Here is a 22,314-nt window from a genome sequence, read left to right on the forward strand (position 1 = left end):
GAGACACTAATGTTCGAATGCTGAAAATAAGGAGCTGTTTTATTTTGAAAGAGAAACGTGTAACAAGACAAACCTATTATTATGATCACTTGGGTGAACAAGAAACAATGCAACAACTAACAGATTCTTATTCAAGTGGAGTAGTTGAACAACAGTATGATCCAAATTTTCTCCAAGAGCATTTTAGATTAAGAAGAGACTCATAATGAAAAACTGCTGGCTTACTTTTATAGTCAGCTTTTTTTTGCCCTCAATTTCCCCATACTTACTTTTCCAAAAAGAGCAATAAAAATAGAAACAATTTATATTTTCGTTTATTGTTATAATAACACCCAATACAAATATAAACATAATGAATGAAGGAATATTCATAAAACGGAACAAATAAAGATGTATAGAATAAGACAAGCTTTATGGGGAGGAAATGATATCGTGAGACATGCCCTTATTACTGCAGGATCAAAAGGGTTAGGAAAGAAAGTGACAGAAGAATTTTTGAAAAAGGGTTATTCCGTCACTGTCAATTACCGAAATGATATAGAAGCAGTAAATGAGTTCAAAGCGAATTACTCTCATCTTCTTGATCGTATTTTATTTGTTCAAGGTGATGTTACAAAGAAAGAAGATTTATCAAATATGATCGATGTATCACTTGAACGTTTTGGAAGACTAGATTGTTTAATAAATAATGCAGGCCCTTATATATTCGAAAGAAAAAAGCTTGCTGATTATACTGATGATGAATGGTACCAAATGATCGAAGGAAACTTAAGCTCTGTTTTTCATTTATTTAAAAAGGTTGTTCCCATCATGAGAAAGCAAAAGTATGGAAGAATTGTTACATATGGTTTCCAAGGCGCTGAATCTTCTCCAGGTTGGCTACACCGCTCTGCTTATAGTGCAGCAAAGGTGGGATTAGTTTCTTTAACAAAATCAATTAGTATCGAAGAAGCTGAACACGGGATTACTGCTAATATGATTTGTCCTGGTAATATTATTGGGGAAATGAAAGAAGCAACCATCGAACATTCGAGAAAAATAAGTGAGGGTCAATCAAAAACACCGATAGGACGGTCAGGAACTGGAGAAGATATTGCAAGAACTGTGGCTTTTATTTGTGATGAAAATTCAGATTTGATCACCGGGTCAATTATTGAAGTGACTGGCGGTGCAAATGTCATCCATCGATTCCACTTGTAAAAGTGGTAAGAGGAGAGAGAAGGTTTAAACGATAGTGGATAGTGGGTAAAATTTTTATAAGGTTGATGTAGGACAATATACGTTCCTTTAAATATCAAATTACATTTCAAAGAAAGCGGTGAAAAGTTTGCAAGTTTCATACCACGGTCATTCTGTTGTACAAATGATGAGTAAGAAAAAAAACATAATTATTGATCCATTTATCAAAGGCAATCCTATAACTGATTTAACTGTTGACCAGGTAAAGGTTGATGTTATTATCCTTACACATGGCCATAACGACCATGTGGGCGATACAGTTGAAATAGCCAAGAAAAACAAAGCGTTGGTCATTGCTCCATATGAACTGGCTGTTTACATAGGCAAGAATGGTATAGACATTCATCCTATGAACCTCGGCGGTGCCTATCAATTTGATTTTGGTACCGTAAAGCTTACACAGGCATTTCATGGGTCGAGCTATCAGGAAGAAGATGGAACAGTTGTTTATACAGGAATGCCATCAGGAGTTTTAATTACAGCTGAGGACAAAACACTTTATCATGCAGGTGATACTGCATTGTTTTCAGATATGAAAATGATAGGTGAGCGCCATGAAATAGATATTGCGTTTCTGCCTATTGGTGATAATCTAACAATGGGACCTGATGATGCAAAAGATGCTGCAAAATGGTTGAAGGCGAAAAAAGTCGTTCCAATTCATTACGATACGTTTCCTCACATTAAACAAGACCCTATAAAATTTTCTGAATTGCTCCCTGAAGGGGTCGGCCTGCCTTTAAAAGTCGGCGAATCATATCGAGTATAGAAAGAATTGACGTATCATGGTGATACGTCAATTCTTTTTTAATTTAAAGAAAAGTATGATGATGCATTATGTAAACTTTACATTTCTACTCTCCAAAGCTTCTTTTCTATATTGTACATGCATACAATATTAATAAAGTTATGGATGTGAAAGGATGGTTGAAATGAAAAGTTTGATTTATGCATTTTTAGCATTAGTGATGCTTTATTTTGGACTGCAAAATATTGCATTAACAGGTGATAAGATGCAGACTGTGTTTGTATTAAGTTGGTTATGTCTTGCGATCTTTGTCATAGGCGGTAATTTTGCGCAGTTCTTATATCGTCCAAAGCAGCAAGCTTCTGCAAGACAAGTAAAAGCATATAAAGAGTCACTGCAAAGAAAAAGACAACGCCAAACGTTGCGTTGATATAAGCTATTATCACCCTTATAATATAAGTGGACATGTTTGTTTAGACAACAACTCTCTTAAGAGTTATGTTTGCAGATAGATGCACAAATAGAAAAAGGGTGATGCAGCTTGGCTACAAAGCACGAGCAAATATTACAGCATATAACTTCACTGCCTGTAGGAGAAAAAATTTCTGTTAGGCAAATTGCGAAAGATATTAATGTTAGCGAGGGAACAGCATATCGAGCTATAAAAGAAGCTGAAAATAAAGGGTATGTAAGTACAATTGAACGTGTAGGGACAATTAGGATTGAAACAAAGAAAAAGGAAAACTTTGAAAAATTAACATATGCAGAGGTTGTTAATATTGTTGAGGGACAAGTTTTAGGTGGACGAGCAGGGCTACATAAGACATTAAACAAATTTGTTATAGGTGCCATGAAACTTGATGCGATGATGAGGTATACAGGAGCTGGTAATCTGCTTATCGTAGGAAACAGAACAACTGCTCATCAATATGCACTTGAAGCCGGTGCAGCTGTACTCATTACAGGTGGGTTTGATACCGAAGATAGTGTAAAAAAACTCGCTGATGAACTTGAATTACCGATTATTTCAACAAGTTATGACACGTTCACAGTAGGAGCTATGATCAACAGAGCGATTTATGATCAGCTAATCAAAAAAGAAATTGTCCAAGTTGAAGATATTTTAACACCGATAGATAAAACAATTTGTTTATATACATCTGATACGATTGCCACATGGTATCAACATAATTATGAAACAGGACATGGACGCTTTCCGGTTATTGATCAAAACCTTAAAGTGCAGGGGATTGTGACGTCAAAAGATATCATGGGGAATGATCATTCAACCTTAATTGAAAAAGTCATGACAAAAAGTCCGATTACAGTTATAGGAAAAACGTCCGTTGCTTCTGCAGCGCAAATGATGGTGTGGGAAGGGATTGAGCTTCTCCCGGTTGTTGACCAACATAATCGACTTCAAGGAATCATTAGCCGCCAAGATGTTTTAAAAGCTCTTCAGGTTATTCAAAGACAGCCGCAAATTGGGGAAAAACTTGATGATATTGTGACAAATCAGTTCGTTACAATAGATGATGAGGCAAAACGAAGCAGTATTTTTCGTTGTGAAGTCAGTCCTCAAATGACGAACCACTTAGGTACCATTTCATATGGTGTCTTTACAACCCTTGTAACCGAATCGGTAAATCGGTTTTTAAGAGCACAGAAAAAGGGTGACATTGTCGTTGAGAATATTACGATCTATTTCATTAAACCTGTACAAATGGAATCAATGCTTGAAATACATCCGAAAATTCTTGAAGTTGGGCGTAAATTTGGAAAGATTGATGTTGAAGCATTTAGTAATGGTGTAGTCGTTGGGAAGGCAATGTTAATGGTCCAGCTAATTGAAAGATAGAAAAAGAGGTGTATTTGTCTTGGACTCTTAAAAAGTCATAAGACACACACCTCTTTTTTACTTTTGTTTTACTTCGCTTAACACGTGTGGTAAATAGTGTTTGTAAGCACGATAGCCTGTCCAGGCACTTGCAAAGCCGATTAGAAGGAAGATCGCTCCTACACACAAGGATAATGTTGAGCGATAGAGAAAGAGCTGGTTCATTCCGAAAAATGCTACAAACAAGCCTAAAGCAATGCTTGATTTTGCCGATATCCAACGCTTTTCAATTGGCTTATTTGATCGATAAGATTTGATCTTATAATAAACATAAAAAGCTAAAGCGAAAATGATGAGAACAACTAAAACTGGCATTTACAAAACCTCCATAAGGTTCTACTCTATCTAACTTTTACGAATCTATTTTACCATGTCCCAATTAAAAACAGGATAAAAAATGAACAAGGCAATTAATCATTCTTTTTAAATCCGGAAAATTGTGATTTAATAACTTTATAAAAGGTAAAAAGGAGAACGAAATGAAACAACAAATTTTAGATGAAATTCGCACTCATGATTCCATTATTATTCATCGTCATGTTCGTCCAGATCCAGATGCTTACGGTTCACAATGTGGGTTGTCGGAGATTTTAAAAGCGTCTTATCCGGACAAAAAGATTTATGTTGTTGGAGAAACTGAACCATCATTAGAGTTTCTTTATAAAATGGATCTTGTTCCTGATGAACTTTATCAAGATTCATTAGTGATTGTATGTGATACGGCAAATCAGGCTAGAGTAAGTGATCAGCGTTATCATACTGGAAAAAAACTTATCAAAATTGACCATCATCCAAACGATGATCAATATGGGGACATTATTTGGGTAGATACATCAGCAAGTGCTACAAGTGAAATGATATACGAGTTATTCTTAGAAGGAAAAGAAGCTGGATTAGAGCTTTCTAAAAAGGCTGCAGAGCTTCTGTATACAGGAATTGTTGGAGATACAGGGAGATTTCTTTTTCCAAGTACAACCGAAAAAACATTTCAATATGCAAGTGCATTAATTTCTGTGGGAATTAAACCAACACCAATTTATGATGAGCTATACAAAACTAAGAGAAATGTGGCTAAATTAAGCGGTTTTGTCTTACAAAACTTTTCTTTAACCTCTTCAGGCGCGGCATCTATGAAAATAACAAAAGAAATGTTAAAAGAGTATGAAGTGACACCATCAGAGGCTTCACAACTTGTAGGGATCTTAGGAAATATTGAAGGGGTAAAAGCATGGGTATTTTTTGTAGAGGAGGAGACACAAATTCGTGTTCGACTTCGTGCAAAAAGTCTTGTGATCAATGGATTAGCAAAACGATATAATGGCGGCGGACATCCTCTTGCTTCCGGAGCATCTGTATATAGCTGGGAAGAGGCTAACCAGGTTGTCCAAGAATTAGAAAAGCTATGTCAGGACCATATATAATGAAACTAAGGGCTGTAATTTCTTATGAACAGCCCTTTTCTCTGCATGAAAATCTGTATGAATAGCAAATAATCACTATGTGAGGAACTTAAATATGAGGGAAATTTCGTCTTTCCGTCTTTGATGAAAGTTGGGTTCATACTAAGCCTGAGGAAATCGACTTTAGAAGACAATAAAATAATAGCGCTTACTTTTCTCTGTTCGGAATAAACCAAAAACCAAGCTCTGTTACATCTTCGTAAACATCAAGCTGTAATTTCTTTAATTCTTTTTTTATTAGTCCTGCAAGTTCAGCTGATTCAACATAAGCAGAAAAGCCATTTTTAATAATTTCTACTTTCTCTAAAGCTACTTTTTTAGAATTTAAAATATACATATCTCATCCCTCCATCTCATATTTTCCCTGACTATAGCGCAGAAATATTGGAAAACAAGGGTATGGATGTTTTGTTAGGATATGAATGAACGAAAGGAACATGAATTGTAGGAACTAAGAGTCCAAGAAGCCAATTTTAATGATAAACTGACTTCTTGATGATTTCCTTGTTTTTCCTACTTCTATTTTATCGAAAAAACAAAGAAAATGCGATCCAATTTTTTAAATTATTGGAAAAAAGACATATTTTTAATCAAGAAAGGAAATTTCTACTTCGATGTACAGGGTGGTGTGTAACACTAATTTTATCATCTCAAGGTGATATTTTTTTCCTTCAATATCAAAGGTGCGATTTTCAATTGTCCGCTCAATCAAAAGTTGATTTGAGGATACACTTTCAATATCTTTAGCAACTAAGTCAAATAAATCCTCTTTTATCTTATTTTCGATAATATTAATTCTGAATTCCTTAAAATTGAAACGATCACCATTTGTTAAATGGACATTAATTTCTTGAATCGTTAATTTTTTTTGTGCTTCTTTATTTAGCTTTGTATATTCTTCCTTATAAATTTTATTATCATTCTGTAATTCTTGAATTATTTGCTTTTGCTCATTTATAATTGTACTGTGCTTTTCCTGATTCACACCATAAATAAATAGAAACACGCCCCAACTGATAATTGCTCCTATTGCTGCACCAGCAAAAAATCTTTGCCATGTAGGCTGTTGATAGTGTGGCGGTATTCTCATGATAAATGCTCCTGAGTTAACCAAGTAATAAGAAGCCAGCCTGTTTGTGCTCCTCCCATAGCAGAAACGATTAAGAGTACCTGTTTCACAATATCTCTTGTTTCACCTTGGAAAATCCCGCGTTCAAAACTGTAAAAAGCGTCAAAGGTTCCGCCTATTGCAGCAACAAGAGCCCATATTTTTAGTCGATTTGCAAATTCAAACATCTTTGTTAATGGTGGCTCTCCGGCTAAAAAGGCACCAATAGCGCCGATCAAGGTCCCTCCTAAAAGTACTCCTAAGGCAATAAAATAACTATGAATAAAAGCCGGCATAAAGGCTTCTTTGTCCATGTCCATCAACCTCCTATTTCTATATATATGGACGACCATTTTTAAGTATGTTTGCCATGACAAAATAAATGGTGCTAACTTTTTAAAAGCTCTTATTTGTGCAGCATCCTATACAGGAATATAATATTAACTAAGATACCGATCGAATGATTTTGAAAAGAAAGGGGGATATCAATGCCTTTTGTTCATCTCCAAGTTAAAAGTGCGTACAGTTTACTTACAAGTGCAGCAAGATTAGATAGACTTGTAGGCAAAGCGAAAGAACTTCAATTCAAAGCGATGGCATTAACTGACTTTCAAGTAATGTATGGCGCCATTGCCTTTTATAAATTATGTCAACAACATGGCATAAAGCCAATTATGGGCTTATCCATTAACGTAATCGATAACGATAGTCAAATTCCTCTTGTTCTCTTGGCTGAGAATAATGATGGTTATCAAAATTTAATCAAGATTAGCAGTGCTCTACAAACAAAGTCGCCAGAAGGACTTCCTAAGCGCTGGTTAAAAAGCTATAGCCGGGGATTAATTGCCATCCTGCCCGGACGAAATGTGGTGAACCTCGATGATGCTATCCATAAAGTAGAAGAATATCAGTCGATTTTTGGACAGCAGTCATTTTACTTAGGTTTTCAATTAATATCTAAGAACGAGGATGATGGACCTGAGCATTTGGTCAAGTTAAGTAATCAAACAAACAGTCCTCTTGTTGCTATCAATGACGTTTGTTACATCGAAAAAGAAGACTATTTAGCACATAAGTGTTTACAGGCAATAAAAAATGGAGACAAGCTTTCTGATGAAAAAATTGACCTTAAGGAGCCTAAGGAACACTATTTAAAATCAGCTAATGATATGGTCTCACTATTTGAGGACTATCCTGACGCTCTGGAAAATACATTAAAGATTGCTGAAAGATGTTGTGTGAATTTGGATTTAGGTGTTTCTCATTTACCAACCTTTCCAACTCCTGAAAATCAAAGTGCAGATGTTTATTTGGAGGAGCTGTGCTATGAGGGTTTAGCATCTCGCTTTAACAATAAGGATTCTATATCTATATATGAGCAACGGTTAAAGTATGAGTTGAGTGTGATTAAAAGGATGAATTTTAGTGATTACTTCTTAATTGTATGGGATTTTATGAAGTATGCTCACGAAAATAAGATCCTGACTGGCCCGGGGCGTGGGTCAGCTGCCGGATCGCTTGTATCATATGTCTTAAAAATTACAGATGTGGATCCTATTCAACACAGATTGCTCTTTGAGAGGTTTTTAAATCCTGAACGTATCTCAATGCCTGATATTGATATTGACTTCCCTGACACAAGACGTGATGAAGTTATTGCATATGTTGCTAAAAAATATGGAAAGCTTCATGTTGCTCAAATTATCACTTTTGGCACACTGGCAGCTAAGGCTGCAATTCGGGATGTAGGCCGAGTGATGGGAGCTTCTCCGAAAGAGACAGACGTCCTCTCCAAGCTTATTCCCTCACGTCCTGGAATATCGTTGAATGACGCATATAAAGAATCGGAAACTCTCCAAAAAGCGATAACAGAAAGCGATTTATACAAGCAAATCTTCAAAACAGCTTTGAAAATTGAAGGACTTCCACGTCACACGTCAACACATGCGGCAGGCGTTGTCCTAAGTGATCAGCCGCTTACAAATATTGTTCCAATTCAGGAAGGACAGCAAGATGTATATTTAACTCAATTTTCAATGGATTATTTAGAGGATCTGGGCCTCTTAAAGATGGATTTTCTTGGTTTAAGAAACTTGTCTTTAATCGAAAATGTCATAACACTGATTCAACGTGGAGAAGGAAAAGGTGTAGACCTATCAGACTTGCCTTTTCAGGATGAAAAAACGTTCCGGCTCTTAACAAAAGGGGATACGACAGGTGTATTCCAGCTTGAATCCGATGGTATGAGAAGTGTTTTAAAACGCTTGGGACCAACAACTTTGGAGGATATTGTCGCGGTAAATGCTTTGTATAGACCGGGCCCAATGGAAAATATCCCGCTTTATATAGAGCGAAAACATCATAAAAGTGACATTACATACCAGCATCCTGCACTAAAACCGATTTTGCAGAATACGTATGGTGTAATCGTTTATCAAGAACAAATTATGGAGATAGCATCCACTATGGCAGGCTTTTCATTAGGAGAAGCAGATTTATTAAGGAGAGCAGTAGGAAAGAAAAAGAAAGAAATACTTGATAAAGAACGCGAGCATTTTGTTAAAGGGTGTCAATTAAATGGATATAACCTTCAAGTGGCCAATTCTATCTATGATCTGATTGTGAAATTTGCTAATTATGGATTTAATAGGAGCCACGCTGTTGCATATAGTATGATTGCTTACCAGCTTGCTTTTTTAAAAGCTCATTTTCCTTTATACTTTTGGACCGCATTATTAACAAGTGTGAATGGAAATGAAGATAAGGTTGCTCAATATGTTCGGGAAGCGAAGCAAATAGGAATTTCAATCTTACCTCCTTCCATTAATAAAAGTGCATTTCCGTTTCTTGTTGAAAGGAAGTCCATTCGTTTTAGTTTATCAGGAATTAAGAATGTTGGGGTTGCTGCTGTTAAGGAAATTTTTCATGCAAGAAAACAAAAACCGTTTGAAGACCTATTTGATTTTTGTATTAGAGTCTCTATGAAAGTTATTACTAGACGAACAATGGAGCAACTTATATTTGCAGGTGCAATGGATGAATTTGGGGTGGATAGAGCCACATTACTAGCAAGTTTAGATGTTGCGATTGAGCATGCTGAACTTATGACACCTTCAGATGATCAACATTTTGATTTGTTTTTAGGTGATGAGTTTAACCTAAAGCCCAAATACATTGAGGTAGAGCCATTTAAAGCAGAAGAAAAACTAAGATATGAAAAAGAATCTTTAGGATTTTATTTTTCTAGTCATCCTGTTGAGGTTTTTCGTAAAAAGTTAATTGATATAGGAGCAACTACTATTGATCAATTACCCTCAAAAATAGATCGTAAAGTTTCGATAGGCGGGATGATTGGGGCAGTAAGAACCATCCGTACAAAAAAAGGGGAGGTTATGGCTTTTTTAAGTCTAGGCGATGAAACGGGCGAAATTGATGCCGTCTTATTTCCGCAAACCTATACTAAATTTAGTGAAAAAACAAAGGATGGATTAGTGTTTTTGTTTGGAGGTAAGGTAGAGAAAAGGCAGGATAAGATACAATTTATTATTCAACAAATTTTAGATACAAATGATTTGCCTGAGCTGCCACAACAGGAAAAGCTATTCATAAAAATAGAAAAACAGAGTGCTGAACAAAATAAGCTTATTCAGGTAAAAGAGATGCTCAAAAGTTTCCATGGCAAAACACCTGTTTTCCTTCATTATGAAAATGAGAAACGAACCATACAATTGCCTGAGGAGTTCTTTATTCATGCATCGGACACCAGTCTAGATGAATTAATGAAACTGTTGGGTAAAGAAAATGTGGTGTTAATGAAAGGGAAAGGTGATAGATAAAATATGCCTATGACATTGTATCTAATCATGTAACGACACTTTACAAAGTAGTGATTTATGTTATTATTTAATAATGATTAAAGGGTGGTCAGACCACTTGAGAAATTAGAAAGAATGCTATTTGAACATAACAATTTTTATGTTAGTAACCATTATTTATGAATAAATGTGATCTGAAAAAATATAAGAAAAACTGCTATTCTAAAACGTTTTTATTTTTCTGAGATTGATTCAACAAATGTTAGGATATCTTAATGACTTTCACAGGGGAGTGTTCAATTATGTCATTGCGGGAAGAAGCCTTACATATTCATCGAGTTCATAGAGGAAAGTTGGAGTCAAAATCAAAGATACCAGTTAAGAATGCCCATGATTTAAGTCTGGCTTACTCACCTGGAGTAGCAGAACCGTGTAAAGATATCTATGATGATAAGAACAAAGTATACGAGTACACAATGAAAGGGAACATGGTAGCTGTTGTATCTGATGGGACTGCAGTGTTAGGGTTGGGGAATATTGGACCTGAAGCCGCATTGCCAGTAATGGAAGGAAAGGCTGTATTATTTAAAAGCTTTGCAGGTGTCGATGCTTTTCCAATTTGTTTGAACACAACTGATATTGAGCAAATTGTCAATACTGTTAAACTCCTTGAACCAACATTCGGCGGAGTAAATTTAGAAGATATAGCAGCGCCAAACTGTTTTGTCATTGAAGAAAGGCTAAAAAAAGAAACAAATATACCAATTTTCCATGATGATCAGCACGGTACCGCGATTGTAACCGTAGCAGGACTTGTCAATGCTTTGAAGTTAGTAGGGAAAAGCATGTCAAATATTCGTGTAGTAGCAAACGGTGCGGGAGCTGCGGGTATTGCCATCATTAAGCTTTTATACAGATACGGTGTCAGAGATATTATCATGTGTGATACAAAAGGAGCTATCTACGAAAATCGACTGCATGGAATGAATAGTGTGAAGTCAGAAGTAGCTAAGTATACCAACCGGGATCAAAAAGAAGGATCACTTGCTGATGTTATAAAAGGAGCAGATGTATTCATTGGGGTTTCTGTCCAAGGAGCATTGACAAAAGAAATGGTTCAATCGATGAATGAAAATCCCATTATTTTTGCAATGGCAAATCCAGTCCCTGAAATTATGCCCCAGGAGGCAAAAGAAGCTGGGGCAAAGGTCATTGGTACAGGTCGCTCTGATTTTCCTAATCAGGTGAATAATGTTCTTGCATTTCCAGGAATCTTTAGAGGTGCTCTCGATGTCAGAGCAACACATATCAATGAACAAATGAAAATTGCAGCGGTCGAGGCTATTGCATCTCTTATATCAGAAAAGGATTTGAACTCTGATTATGTAATACCGGCACCTTTTGATCCAAGAGTGGCACCGGCTGTAGCATCGGCAGTTGCAAAAGCTGCAATGGAGACAGGTGTTGCAAGAATAAAGGTTGATCCTGAGGAAGTTGCTGAAAAAACAAGGCAGCTTGCCATTATTGAATAAAAGTGAGTGATACGTCATTGTCAACATCACAATCTAAGGTATATATTGAAATTCTTCGTTATATCCGGGCTTTTATTTCAGAAAAGCAGCTTTCTTATGGGGAAAAAATACCTTCCGAACGAGAGTTAGCTGAAAAATTAAAGGTTGGAAGATCCTCTGTTCGCGAAGCATTAAGAGCGCTTGAGTTACTTGGGATGATTGAAACGCGAAGAGGGGAAGGTACTTTTTTAAAAGATTTTAGGGAACATAATTTGATTGAAGTGCTCGGAACGTTTATATTAGAGGACTCAAAGGCAATAGATGATATTATTGAAATGAATGATCTTCTTGAACGAAATGCCTTGCTATTAATTTTATCAATTGACGAGGAACAAACCCTGAAATTATTAGGGGGAAAACTTCATAATGGTATGATGAGCAGATATGAATTTATGAAGGAGCTAATGCTTCTAGCCGATAACCATCTTTTATATCGTATTTGGAATGTATTAAATGAGTATGTTTACTTTGTTCATAAAGGCAATGATGAAATTTATTATACAAAGAAAAATGGTGAAAAGCTAATAAGCGCTTTAATAGAAAAAGACCAGGTGGAAGTGTACAGAATATATGAATCGGTATCTCTTAAAGAAAATGTCGAATAATAACATACAAAATTCTACAACATCCTTGTCTTTCATTAGTTAAAGTTAGATTAATTGACAAACATCATATAGACATAAGAAACGAAAAAAGAGTAGCAGCTTAAGTATAGGGGAGGTACCGTTTTGCTAAAAGATTTATTTACAAAGCCAAAACCAAAGAAAAAGAAATATGCCTCAATTCCTTCAGAGCAGGCCAAACAAGATGTTCCGGAAGGAATTGTAATAAAATGTCCAAGCTGTAAAAAAATTATGTACACAAAAGAATTAATGAAGAATGTAAAGGTGTGTATGAACTGTTCCTACCACCATCAAATGAACGCTAGAGAGCGTATTGCAAGCTTGTTAGATGAAAATAGCTTTATCGAATATGATAAAGAAATGATTTCTGAGAATCCATTAAACTTTCCCGGTTATGAAGAAAAATTAGAGAAGGACCGCCAAAAAACGAAACAAAATGAAGCGGTTGTTACAGGAGAAGGAACGATCAACGGGTTCAGGACAAGTGTTGCCATAATGGATGCAAGCTTCAGAATGGGAAGCATGGGATCTGTTGTTGGAGAAAAAATAACCCGCGCAATAGAAACAGCTAATGAAAAGGGATTGCCTATCATTATTTTCACTGCTTCTGGTGGGGCAAGAATGCAAGAAGGTGTTTTAAGCTTAATGCAGATGGCGAAAACAAGTTCAGCACTTAAGCTCTTTAGTGATAATGGCGGGTTAATTATCTCGGTCATGACTCATCCAACCACAGGAGGAGTTTCAGCAAGTTTTGCCTCTCTTGGTGATTATAACTTTGCAGAGCCAGGGGCTCTTATAGGTTTTGCAGGTCGTAGAATTATTGAACAAACAATACGAGAAGAACTGCCGGAAGACTTCCAAACTGCAGAGTTTCTCTTGAAGCATGGGCAATTAGATGCGGTTATTAATCGACAGGATTTAAAAGAGAAACTTGGTAATATCCTTGATATTCATCAAGCGGGAGGTGAAATCACATGGTAGGTGAATTAGAATTTGAAAAACCGGTCATGGAGCTCAGAGGAAAAATTAAAGAGCTTAAGGAATTTACAGCCCAGTCTGATGTGGATTTATCTTCAGAAATTCAAAAGTTAGAAGACCGGTTGGAAAAGCTGGAAAATGAAATCTATTCAAATATAAAACCGTGGGACAGAGTTCAAATTGCCAGACATCCAAACCGTCCAACCACACTGGATTATATTGAACATATTTTCACAAATTTTATCGAATGTCATGGTGACCGCTTTTATGGTGATGATGATGCGATTGTAAGTGGAATCGCTAAATTCAGAGGTGTTCCTGTTACCGTAATCGGACATCAACGTGGAAAAGATACAAAGGAAAATATTAAAAGAAATTTTGGTATGCCACATCCTGAAGGATATCGTAAAGCGTTGAGATTAATGAAACAAGCAGATAAATTTAACCGTCCCATCATTTGCTTTATTGATACAAAGGGTGCTTATCCAGGTAAGGCTGCTGAGGAAAGAGGGCAAAGTGAAGCAATTGCTAAAAACTTATTTGAAATGGCTGGCCTCTCCGTACCTATTATTTGTGTCGTTATTGGAGAAGGAGGAAGCGGTGGGGCTTTAGCGCTAGGTGTTGGAAACTACATTCATATGTTAGAGAACTCTACTTATTCTGTGATCTCTCCTGAAGGAGCTGCTGCCCTATTATGGAAGGATGCCGGATTGGCGAAAAAAGCAGCGGAAACAATGAAGATTACTGCACCGGATTTAAAAGAATTAGGTGTGGTAGACGAGATTATCCCTGAAGTAAAGGGTGGAGCACATAAAGACGTAGGTCTCCAAGCAAAGAATATTGAAGAGGTTTTGGCAAAATCATTAAAACAACTTTCAACGATGAGTGATGAAGAACTAATTAAGCATCGTTATGAAAAATATAAAAGAATAGGTCAAGTATCGTTTGCAGACGATCTTCTTGGGGTAAAATAGATAAACGTGTGGCCTTAACAGGTCCACGTTTTCTTTTCGGCCTCTATTATTGATGCAATCATGACAAAGTTGGACAATAATTTTGCAAAATTACATAATTCAATAAACACAAATGATAATTTATTGTATAATGAAAAAGGCTCATAAATAGGATATTCGACAAAAGTTGACCTTTTGTTGTATCTACAATATTTTCATGTTATTTTTGAAGTAATTCAAAATTTCTATTTAAAATAGTGGGGTGAGGAAAGGTTGAAAAAAATAGGTGTTTTAACAAGTGGTGGAGATGCTCCAGGTATGAATGCAGCTATCCGTGCAGTTGTTCGTAAAGCAATATATCACGATATTGAAGTTTATGGAATCTATAATGGATACACTGGATTGATTGAAGGCAGAATTGAAAAGTTAGAACTTGGCTCTGTTGGTGATATCATTCATCGTGGAGGAACAAAATTATATTCTGCAAGATGTCCGGAATTTAAAACAATTGAAGGTCAGAAAAAAGGTATTGAGCAATTAAAGAAACATGGAATCGAAGGCTTGGTGGTCATCGGTGGAGATGGTTCTTATATGGGAGCTAAAAAGCTTACAGAACACGGCTTCCCTTGTGTTGGTGTCCCTGGTACTATTGATAATGACATTCCGGGAACAGATTTTACAATTGGCTTTGACACTGCTCTAAATACAGTAATTGATGCAGTAGATAAAATTCGTGATACTGCAACATCACATGAACGTACATATGTAATTGAAGTAATGGGAAGACATGCGGGTGATATTGCTCTTTGGTCAGGTTTGGCTGGTGGGGCAGAAACCATTTTAATTCCTGAAGCTGATTATGATATGGATCAAGTTGTATCACGATTAAAAAGAGGACATGACCGCGGCAAAAAACACAGTATCATTATTGTTGCTGAAGGTGTTGGAAGCGGTGTGGAATTTGCTAAAAAAATTGAAGAAGCTACTTCATTTGAAACACGTGTTTCAGTATTAGGACATGTTCAACGTGGTGGTTCACCAACTGCATTTGACCGTGTTTTAGCAAGCAGACTTGGTGCATATGCTGTTGAATTACTCTTAGATGGTAAAGGTGGACGCTGTGTTGGTATTCAAAAGAATGAACTAGTTCACCATGATATCCTTGAGATTCTTGATCAGCCTCATTCAATTGATGAAAACATGTACAGATTGTCTAAAGAACTATCCATATAGAAACCTGGTGGTATCGTTTCCATAAATACATGTTTTTTAAATAAAAGATTATAGCCATACTAACAATGGATAAAGGAGTAGGCTGTGAAAGAGTGTCTATCTTCTTTATCCGCTAAATGGTAGGAGGAAAACAATATGCGTAAAACAAAGATTGTATGTACAATTGGTCCAGCTAGTGAAGCAATTGAAAAGTTATCTGAATTGATGGAAGCTGGTATGAATGTAGCCCGTCTAAACTTTTCTCATGGTGATTTTGATGAGCACGGTGCCAGAATTAAGAATATTAGAGAAGCGTCTGCGAAATTAAATAAAAATGTAGCCATTCTATTGGATACAAAGGGCCCTGAGATCCGCACAAATACAATGGAAAACGGTGCTATTGAACTGATTGCGGGAAATGAAATCATCGTTTCAATGGAAGAAGTTGTAGGAACAACAGAAAAATTTTCTGTAACGTATGAAGGACTAATTGATGACGTACATACTGGTTCAACTATTTTACTTGATGATGGACTTATTGAACTTGAAGTTCTTAGTTTAGATCATGCAAAAGGTGAAATTAAAACCTTAATCAAAAACAGTGGTACATTAAAGAATAAAAAAGGTGTTAACGTACCGGGTGTTAGTGTTAAACTACCGGGAATTACTGAAAAAGATGCAAGAGACATCGTGTTTGGAATTGAACAAGATGTGGATTTTATCGCTGCTTCATTTGTTCGTCGCGCTTCAGATGTTCTTGAAATTCGTGAATTACTTGAAGAACATAATGCAGGTCATATTCAAATCATTCCTAAGATTGAGAATCAAGAAGGTGTTGACAACATCGACGAGATTTTAGAAGTTTCTGATGGATTAATGGTTGCTCGCGGAGATTTGGGTGTTGAAATTCCTGCTGAGGAAGTGCCATTAGTTCAAAAAGAGTTAATCCGTAAATGTAATGCGTTAGGAAAACCTGTTATTACAGCTACTCAAATGCTAGATAGTATGCAACGTAACCCAAGACCAACACGTGCAGAAGCAAGTGATGTGGCAAACGCTATTTTTGATGGCACTGATGCAATCATGCTTTCTGGTGAAACTGCTGCCGGTTCTTATCCGGTGGAAGCGGTTAAAACAATGCATAACATTGCATCTAGAGCAGAACAGGCTTTAGATTACAAACAGATTCTTTCTAAACGAAGTGCTGAAGTAGGAACAACGATTACAGATGCAATTGGACAATCTACAGCTTATACAGCCTTAAATTTAGGTGTATCTGCTATTGTTACTCCAACTGAAAGTGGTCACACAGCGAGAATGATCTCTAAATATCGTCCAAAGGCACCAATTATTGCCGTGACAGTTTCTGATTCAATTTCTCGTAAGTTAGCATTAGTATGGGGAGTTTATCCAAGAAGTGGCAATCACTCAACTTCAACAGATGAAATGTTAGACTCCTCAATCTTACAAGCAATTAACAGTGGTTTAGTTACACACGGAGATTTAATTGTTATTACGGCTGGTGTTCCGGTTGGAGAGTCTGGAACGACAAACCTTATGAAAGTACATGTTATTGGTAATGTACTTGCAAAGGGTCAAGGAATTGGAAGAAAAACTTCTTTTGGTAAGGTAGTTGTAGCAAGTACAGCAAAAGATGCTAAAGAAAAAATGACAGACGGTGCAATTCTAGTAGCACAAAGTACTGACCGCGATATGATGGAAGCACTTGAAAAGGCGTCTGCCCTAATTACTGAAGAAGGCGGATTAACAAGTCATGCTGCAGTAGTAGGTTTAAGCCTTGGGATTCCTGTTATTGTAGGAGTGGAAGATGCAACAAACATTTTACAAGATGGTCAGGATATAACGGTTGATGCTGTAAGAGGTGTCATCTACCAAGGGCATGCTAGTGTTCTTTAATAATAAGAGAAAATAGATAACATATAAAAAAGAGAAGGGTTTATTCCTTCTCTTTTTTACTATAAATGAATATGATTAAGTAAAGCTTTCTACAAAATTGATGTGTTATGAGGTGAAGGTGTGCGTTTACTAATGCTACTCATTATCGTTATTCCAGCTTTAGAGATTGGAGTCTTTATCCTTTCCGGCAGGACGATCGGTACAATTCCAACAATTTTACTTATTATCTTGACAGGAGTCTTAGGTGCATGGCTGGCAAAGAAACAAGGACTGGAGACATTACGTAATGCTCAGCAGCAAATGCAGTTCGGTCAAATCCCCGGGGCTGCTCTCATAGATGGGATATGTATCCTTATAGGTGGATTATTACTATTAACCCCTGGATTTATTTCTGATATAGTTGGTTTTTTATTATTAATTCCTACCACAAGGAACAAAATTAAACCTTTATTCCTATTTGTAATCAAAAAAATGATCGATAAAAATCATTTCACAATTATAAGATGACTTAATTGGTTTTATTAGACCAAATTAAACAAATAGGGACAGTTCCTTAAAAAAATTCAATTGGAACTGCCCGCCTCTTTTTATTTTTTATGATGACCAGCAATAAACTGCCACAAATCTTCATACACTCCGGCACTCTTCAATGTTTTTAAAACAACCAGTACAATTGGTCCCACTATTAATCCTAAAAAACCTATCAATTTATAACCAACAAATAAAGCAACAAGTGTAGCTAGAGGATCTAAACCAATACTTGAAGAAAGAATTTTCGGTTCCATGATTTGTCTTTGGACTAAGACTATCATATAAAGTATTCCCAGCCCTATAGCAAGAGGTACTCCATCACTAAAAGAAAGATAAACAATCCACGGTACAAACACTAAACCTGTACCTAAATAAGGAAGAATATCAACTAGTCCAATTAAAAGCGCAATTGTGATGGCATAGTCAACTCGTAAGACTAATAATCCAATTAAGACAATGGCTGTAGTAATGGAAATCAAGGTTGCCTGAGCCCGAATAAAGCCAATAAGTGCTTTCTTTAATTCCACAAAAATAGTTCTCCCGCTTGACTTTGCTTTCTGTGGGATAAAAACAGCCACTGCAGATTTAAACTTATACCAATCTTTGCTAATAAAAAATGTGGCTAATAGCGAAAAGATAATGACTGTAGCGGTGTTAGGAAGCCAGCTAATGATAACAGGTATAATTTCTAAAAAGCTTTTAATGAAGTTTCCTACACTTGATGCAACTTGCTCGCCAATATTCTGGATATTTGCAATAATAGATTGTTGTTGATTTGTTTCAAGTGTATTAAAGAAATATGTTAATTGATTATAGACAGGCATAATTTTAGTCACGAAAAACGTTTCAATGTAAAGAGCTAGTAAATCTAAGTGACCTGGAATAACTTTTGCTAAATAAGTCGTACCGGCAACAATTTCAGCAACTAAAAGAATAAGAACACCTGCTATCAAGCAAATTAAGAGCAAGATAGAAAGAATCACAGCAAAACCTCTAGGTATTCTGAAAAGTCGTTCTATTCCATTTACAATAGGGTTAATCAGCATGCTGATTAAAATTGCAATAATAAAAGGATAAGTGAGTGTTGCCAGATAATAACTAATGGATATGCTCAAAAAAATGATGGCCAAAATAAACAAAGCCCTTAATACACTATTTACGTATTGCAAATTCACTCTTGCAATCCCCCCATACGATAAGCTCTATGTTCCGCTATTAATTCCCAGCCGTTTTCTACTAACCATTGGCGAATCGAAATTGCATGTATATTAGGCTGTAAAATTAAACGAGTGACCTTTGATAGCTTCCCAGATCCTTCTTCTAAAATTTTACTAATGAGAGTTCCACCCATCCCAGCGATTGTTATACAATCAACTTCGTCTTCCTTTCGAAGAACAGATAATCCGTCTCCTTTTCGAACAGATATTACATCAGAAAGTCCACATTTTCTCACTTGGCTGTCAGCTGACTCGTATGGGCCATCTGTAATCTCGCCGGCAATTGCCCCACTGGCTTTTCCTTGTAAGACAGAATAGCAGGGTAAGTAAGCATGGTCTGAACCTATATCTGCAAATACTGCTCCTTCAGGAATATAGTTAGCAACTGTTTCAAGTCTTTTGGATAATTTCAATTCATTCATCATTTCACCACAATTCATTTATTTACACTTAAGAGTGAAGTAACCTATTCATCAAGTATAAAAAAAGTCCTTCACAGATGCAAAGGACTTCTTTATAATTATTTAATTTGTGATACCCATTCTGCCATTTCGTCAAGCTTTTCGTCTGGCACAAGACCAGCTGGCATGATTCCTTTACCTTGCTGAATTGTTGTCTTAATTTCATCTACGCCAATTTTATCACCAACACCTACAAGAGCAGGACCTGCACCACCTTCATAGTTTTCACCATGACAGGAAATACAGTTTTGCTGGTAAATCTCTTCCGGGGTAGCGTTTGCAACATCTTCAGTGCTTGGCTCTTCTTCTCCGCCGCTAGCTAGTTCTTCATGATCGCCGATACCTTTAAATGATAAAAGGAACATAAGGCCGATTCCTAGAACAGCGATTAATAAAAATGGAATAAGTGGATTGCGATTCATCATGTAACCTCCCTTATGTAAATAGTAAACCTTTCCATTAATAGGCTCCATATCTAACCTACTAATGTATAGTAGAATTATCGTAATCATTCGAGCAGCTCCACTCGATAATTCTAATTTTTATTTATGTTTTACTCAGCTGCCCGTTACTGCTGGATAATCAACATAAGTACAAATGTTTTTAAACAACCTCTATTTTACTGTAATTTTCCACTAAGGAAAAGACCTATCTTTTAACATCTCCATGTTTTTCACACTTTAGACAAAAAACAGACAAGAGTTTCGGTTAATGCCAATAACCTGTTGACATTTTCCTATAGACTATAAGAAGAGTGTCACCCCAAATATTAGACTTGCTATTATTCCACTAATTAGTAAATAGTAAATCCGTAAGAAGCCCCCTATTGTGATCCAAAGCAAGCAGTTTGTTACAACCGTCGTTGCAATCCAAAAAGAATTTCCCTCTGTTACAAATTCAACAAATGAAAGAGACGTGATTAACAGCTGAATAAATGTTATAACTAAAGGCATTTGAAACTTACCTTTTCTAACCAGAAGGAAAGCGGTAACAAGAATTGAAGCTAAAAGTAAAAAACCTGATGTAACTGTTTGCAAAACAAAAGACAATTCAGTAAAATAGGTGACAAGAGCACTGATTAGAAGTAACACAAAAACTGCACTAGTCCAAATTATATTCGTACCTGTTTTACTATTAGCAGAGGATGCAGTTGTTTCTTCAAAATGATTTCCTTCAGTATAAAGTGCTAGTAAAAAATCACAGTATGTATCTGGAAGTAGTTTATTTTCTTTCCAGTAATAAATTTCTTTAATGATTATTTCCTTTTTTTCTTTATCCATAAATGCATCCTTAAATAATCTTTCTAAATTGTACAAAAGTAAAAAAAGCATAAATATACTATGCTATGATTCCCTTTTCTAAACTGTTTTTTATGAAGAAAAGACGGACATTCGTCCGCCCTATATCCTACTCTAAGAAATCTTTAAGACGTTTACTACGGCTAGGATGACGCAATTTACGGAGTGCTTTTGCTTCAATTTGTCGAATTCGTTCACGCGTAACTCCAAACACCTTACCTACTTCTTCAAGTGTTCTTGTTCGTCCATCATCAAGGCCAAACCGTAAACGTAATACGTTTTCTTCACGATCAGTTAATGTATCAAGTACATCCTCAAGCTGTTCTTTTAGTAGCTCATACGCAGCATGTTCAGAAGGAGACGTTGCATCCTGATCTTCAATGAAATCACCCAAATGAGAGTCATCTTCCTCACCAATAGGTGTTTCCAAAGAAACGGGCTCTTGTGCAATTTTAAGAATTTCTCTCACCTTATCAGGTGTGAGCTCCATGTCTTCTCCAATTTCCTCAGGAGTAGGTTCTCTTCCTAGGTCCTGTAGTAACTGGCGCTGAACTCTAATCAATTTATTAATGGTTTCAACCATATGAACAGGAATACGTATTGTTCGAGCTTGGTCAGCAATAGCACGTGTAATTGCTTGACGAATCCACCACGTAGCATACGTACTAAATTTATAGCCCTTTTCATAATCAAATTTCTCAACAGCTTTCATTAGTCCCATATTACCTTCCTGAATTAAATCAAGGAACAGCATTCCGCGACCAACATAGCGTTTAGCAATACTAACCACCAGTCGAAGATTGGCTTCTGCAAGTCGGCGTTTAGCTTCTTCATCGCCTTCTTCTATACGTTGAGCTAATTTAATTTCTTCATTAGCTGATAAAAGATCAACACGACCAATTTCTTTTAAGTACATTCTAACAGGGTCATTAATTTTAACTCCTGGAGGTACACTCAGATCATTCAAATCAAATTCTTCTTCTTTTGCAAGATCTTGAATATTAGGATCCGCTTCGGCTGCCTCACCAGCTTCACCAATTAATTCTACACCTTGTTCACCAAGAAATTCATAATACTCATCCATTTGGTCTGATTCAATTTCAAAGTTTGACATACGTTCAGCTATTTCTTCATATGTCAAGACTCCTCGTTTTTTCCCAATTTCTGTTAACTGCTCCTTCACCTGTTCAAAGGTTACTTCAGTTTCGTGGGTTTGTTTATCAGCCATAGGATCCCCTCCTTCCAAACTTACCATTGTAAGATAAGCTATCGGATTACTGTCTAGC

At 36.3% G+C, this 22,314-nt stretch carries 22 protein-coding genes and 1 pseudogene; 14 read left to right on the plus strand and 9 right to left on the minus strand.

Going from position 1 to position 22,314, the window contains the following annotated elements:
- Positions 1-44: 44 nt before the first annotated feature.
- The 5 genes from BK577_RS25925 (at position 45) to BK577_RS07530 (ending at position 3,845) form a co-directional block, all read left to right on the plus strand.
- Positions 45-206 (plus strand): hypothetical protein, encoded by a 162-nt coding sequence (locus BK577_RS25925; protein WP_156931970.1) that lies wholly within the window; start codon positions 45-47, stop codon positions 204-206.
- A 226-nt stretch (positions 207-432) separates the two neighbouring features.
- Positions 433-1,200, plus strand: a complete 768-nt coding sequence (locus tag BK577_RS07515) for an SDR family oxidoreductase (protein WP_078432346.1) — start codon at positions 433-435, stop codon at positions 1,198-1,200.
- Between the two features lie 127 nt (positions 1,201-1,327).
- Positions 1,328-2,008: a metal-dependent hydrolase gene (locus tag BK577_RS07520; protein WP_078432347.1), complete on the plus strand. Its 681-nt coding sequence runs from the start codon at positions 1,328-1,330 to the stop codon at positions 2,006-2,008.
- A gap of 154 nt (positions 2,009-2,162) precedes the next feature.
- A complete protein-coding gene (locus tag BK577_RS07525; protein ID WP_078432348.1) occupies positions 2,163-2,417 on the plus strand; it encodes a hypothetical protein in 255 nt (84 codons plus the stop codon).
- 111 nt (positions 2,418-2,528) lie between these two features.
- Entirely contained in the window at positions 2,529-3,845 is a 1,317-nt protein-coding gene (locus BK577_RS07530) for a CBS domain-containing protein (protein ID WP_078432349.1), read from the plus strand.
- A gap of 57 nt (positions 3,846-3,902) precedes the next feature.
- Here BK577_RS07530 and BK577_RS07535 read toward each other — a convergent pair whose 3' ends face one another.
- The gene (locus BK577_RS07535) at positions 3,903-4,199 is read right to left on the minus strand and encodes a YtpI family protein (RefSeq protein ID WP_078432350.1); all 297 of its coding nucleotides are present in this window, start codon (positions 4,197-4,199) and stop codon (positions 3,903-3,905) included.
- A 164-nt stretch (positions 4,200-4,363) separates the two neighbouring features.
- Between BK577_RS07535 and BK577_RS07540 the strand changes: the two genes are divergently transcribed.
- Positions 4,364-5,305 (plus strand): DHH family phosphoesterase, encoded by a 942-nt coding sequence (locus BK577_RS07540; protein WP_078432351.1) that lies wholly within the window; start codon positions 4,364-4,366, stop codon positions 5,303-5,305.
- A 187-nt stretch (positions 5,306-5,492) separates the two neighbouring features.
- On the opposite strand, the gene BK577_RS07545 is transcribed toward BK577_RS07540, so the two are convergent.
- The 3 genes from BK577_RS07545 to ytrH all read right to left on the minus strand — a co-directional run bounded on the left by BK577_RS07545 (position 5,493) and on the right by ytrH (position 6,766).
- Positions 5,493-5,681, minus strand: coding sequence for a YtzJ family protein (locus BK577_RS07545; RefSeq protein ID WP_078432352.1), 189 nt, complete (start codon positions 5,679-5,681; stop codon positions 5,493-5,495).
- 249 nt (positions 5,682-5,930) lie between these two features.
- On the minus strand, positions 5,931-6,434 hold the full coding sequence (gene ytrI, locus BK577_RS07550) for a sporulation membrane protein YtrI (RefSeq protein WP_078432353.1): 504 nt from the start codon (positions 6,432-6,434) through the stop codon (positions 5,931-5,933).
- Positions 6,431-6,766, minus strand: coding sequence for a sporulation membrane protein YtrH (ytrH, locus tag BK577_RS07555; protein WP_026560822.1), 336 nt, complete (start codon positions 6,764-6,766; stop codon positions 6,431-6,433). The genes ytrI and ytrH overlap by 4 nt, the downstream gene beginning before the upstream one ends.
- A gap of 174 nt (positions 6,767-6,940) precedes the next feature.
- Here ytrH and dnaE point away from each other — a divergent pair, with 174 nt between their 5' ends.
- The 8 genes from dnaE (at position 6,941) to BK577_RS07595 (ending at position 18,028) form a co-directional block, all read left to right on the plus strand.
- Positions 6,941-10,288, plus strand: coding sequence for a DNA polymerase III subunit alpha (gene dnaE / locus BK577_RS07560; protein WP_078432354.1), 3,348 nt, complete (start codon positions 6,941-6,943; stop codon positions 10,286-10,288).
- Positions 10,289-10,569: 281 nt separating this feature from the next.
- On the plus strand, positions 10,570-11,799 hold the full coding sequence (ystJ, locus tag BK577_RS07565; RefSeq protein WP_078432355.1) for an NADP-dependent malic enzyme: 1,230 nt from the start codon (positions 10,570-10,572) through the stop codon (positions 11,797-11,799).
- A gap of 17 nt (positions 11,800-11,816) precedes the next feature.
- Positions 11,817-12,443 carry a FadR/GntR family transcriptional regulator gene (locus BK577_RS07570; protein ID WP_169908152.1) on the plus strand — a complete coding sequence of 209 codons (627 nt, stop codon included), beginning with the start codon at positions 11,817-11,819 and terminating at the stop codon, positions 12,441-12,443.
- Positions 12,444-12,566: 123 nt separating this feature from the next.
- Positions 12,567-13,442, plus strand: a complete 876-nt coding sequence (accD, locus tag BK577_RS07575) for an acetyl-CoA carboxylase, carboxyltransferase subunit beta (protein WP_078432357.1) — start codon at positions 12,567-12,569, stop codon at positions 13,440-13,442.
- Complete coding sequence (gene accA / locus BK577_RS07580) at positions 13,436-14,413, plus strand: acetyl-CoA carboxylase carboxyl transferase subunit alpha (protein WP_078432358.1); 978 nt, start codon at positions 13,436-13,438, stop codon at positions 14,411-14,413. Before accD ends, accA begins: the two co-directional genes overlap by 7 nt.
- Positions 14,414-14,665: 252 nt before the next feature.
- On the plus strand, positions 14,666-15,625 hold the full coding sequence (pfkA, locus tag BK577_RS07585) for a 6-phosphofructokinase (RefSeq protein WP_078432359.1): 960 nt from the start codon (positions 14,666-14,668) through the stop codon (positions 15,623-15,625).
- Between the two features lie 135 nt (positions 15,626-15,760).
- The gene (pyk, locus tag BK577_RS07590; protein ID WP_078432360.1) at positions 15,761-17,521 is read left to right on the plus strand and encodes a pyruvate kinase; all 1,761 of its coding nucleotides are present in this window, start codon (positions 15,761-15,763) and stop codon (positions 17,519-17,521) included.
- A 120-nt stretch (positions 17,522-17,641) separates the two neighbouring features.
- The gene (locus BK577_RS07595; protein ID WP_078432361.1) at positions 17,642-18,028 is read left to right on the plus strand and encodes an FxsA family protein; all 387 of its coding nucleotides are present in this window, start codon (positions 17,642-17,644) and stop codon (positions 18,026-18,028) included.
- 80 nt (positions 18,029-18,108) lie between these two features.
- Here BK577_RS07595 and ytvI read toward each other — a convergent pair whose 3' ends face one another.
- The 5 genes and pseudogenes from ytvI to rpoD all read right to left on the minus strand — a co-directional run bounded on the left by ytvI (position 18,109) and on the right by rpoD (position 22,256).
- Positions 18,109-19,227: a sporulation integral membrane protein YtvI gene (ytvI, locus tag BK577_RS07600; protein ID WP_078432362.1), complete on the minus strand. Its 1,119-nt coding sequence runs from the start codon at positions 19,225-19,227 to the stop codon at positions 18,109-18,111.
- A gap of 32 nt (positions 19,228-19,259) precedes the next feature.
- A pseudogene (locus BK577_RS07605) lies at positions 19,260-19,691 on the minus strand (tRNA (adenine(22)-N(1))-methyltransferase); the annotation flags it as partial.
- Positions 19,692-19,789: 98 nt separating this feature from the next.
- Positions 19,790-20,152 (minus strand): cytochrome c550, encoded by a 363-nt coding sequence (gene cccA / locus BK577_RS07610; RefSeq protein WP_026558719.1) that lies wholly within the window; start codon positions 20,150-20,152, stop codon positions 19,790-19,792.
- Positions 20,153-20,473: 321 nt separating this feature from the next.
- Positions 20,474-21,010 carry a hypothetical protein gene (locus BK577_RS07615; RefSeq protein WP_078432363.1) on the minus strand — a complete coding sequence of 179 codons (537 nt, stop codon included), beginning with the start codon at positions 21,008-21,010 and terminating at the stop codon, positions 20,474-20,476.
- Between the two features lie 127 nt (positions 21,011-21,137).
- Complete coding sequence (gene rpoD, locus BK577_RS07620) at positions 21,138-22,256, minus strand: RNA polymerase sigma factor RpoD (RefSeq protein ID WP_026558718.1); 1,119 nt, start codon at positions 22,254-22,256, stop codon at positions 21,138-21,140.
- Positions 22,257-22,314 lie beyond the last annotated feature (58 nt).

The sequence above is a fragment of the Metabacillus halosaccharovorans genome (assembly GCF_002019635.1).
Lineage (GTDB): Bacteria > Bacillota > Bacilli > Bacillales > Bacillaceae > Metabacillus > Metabacillus halosaccharovorans.

Coding starts and splice junctions, on each gene's coding strand:
- pyk (WP_078432360.1), top strand. CDS start 15,761: ATGCGTAAAACAAAGATTGTATGTACAATTGGTCCAGCTAGTGAAGCA.
- BK577_RS07525 (WP_078432348.1), top strand. CDS start 2,163: ATGGTTGAAATGAAAAGTTTGATTTATGCATTTTTAGCATTAGTGATG.
- BK577_RS07535 (WP_078432350.1), bottom strand. CDS start 4,199: ATGCCAGTTTTAGTTGTTCTCATCATTTTCGCTTTAGCTTTTTATGTT.
- cccA (WP_026558719.1), bottom strand. CDS start 20,152: ATGAATCGCAATCCACTTATTCCATTTTTATTAATCGCTGTTCTAGGA.
- ystJ (WP_078432355.1), top strand. CDS start 10,570: ATGTCATTGCGGGAAGAAGCCTTACATATTCATCGAGTTCATAGAGGA.
- BK577_RS07545 (WP_078432352.1), bottom strand. CDS start 5,681: ATGTATATTTTAAATTCTAAAAAAGTAGCTTTAGAGAAAGTAGAAATT.
- BK577_RS07540 (WP_078432351.1), top strand. CDS start 4,364: ATGAAACAACAAATTTTAGATGAAATTCGCACTCATGATTCCATTATT.
- ytrH (WP_026560822.1), bottom strand. CDS start 6,766: ATGGACAAAGAAGCCTTTATGCCGGCTTTTATTCATAGTTATTTTATT.
- accA (WP_078432358.1), top strand. CDS start 13,436: ATGGTAGGTGAATTAGAATTTGAAAAACCGGTCATGGAGCTCAGAGGA.
- dnaE (WP_078432354.1), top strand. CDS start 6,941: ATGCCTTTTGTTCATCTCCAAGTTAAAAGTGCGTACAGTTTACTTACA.
- BK577_RS07615 (WP_078432363.1), bottom strand. CDS start 21,010: ATGGATAAAGAAAAAAAGGAAATAATCATTAAAGAAATTTATTACTGG.
- ytrI (WP_078432353.1), bottom strand. CDS start 6,434: ATGAGAATACCGCCACACTATCAACAGCCTACATGGCAAAGATTTTTT.
- rpoD (WP_026558718.1), bottom strand. CDS start 22,256: ATGGCTGATAAACAAACCCACGAAACTGAAGTAACCTTTGAACAGGTG.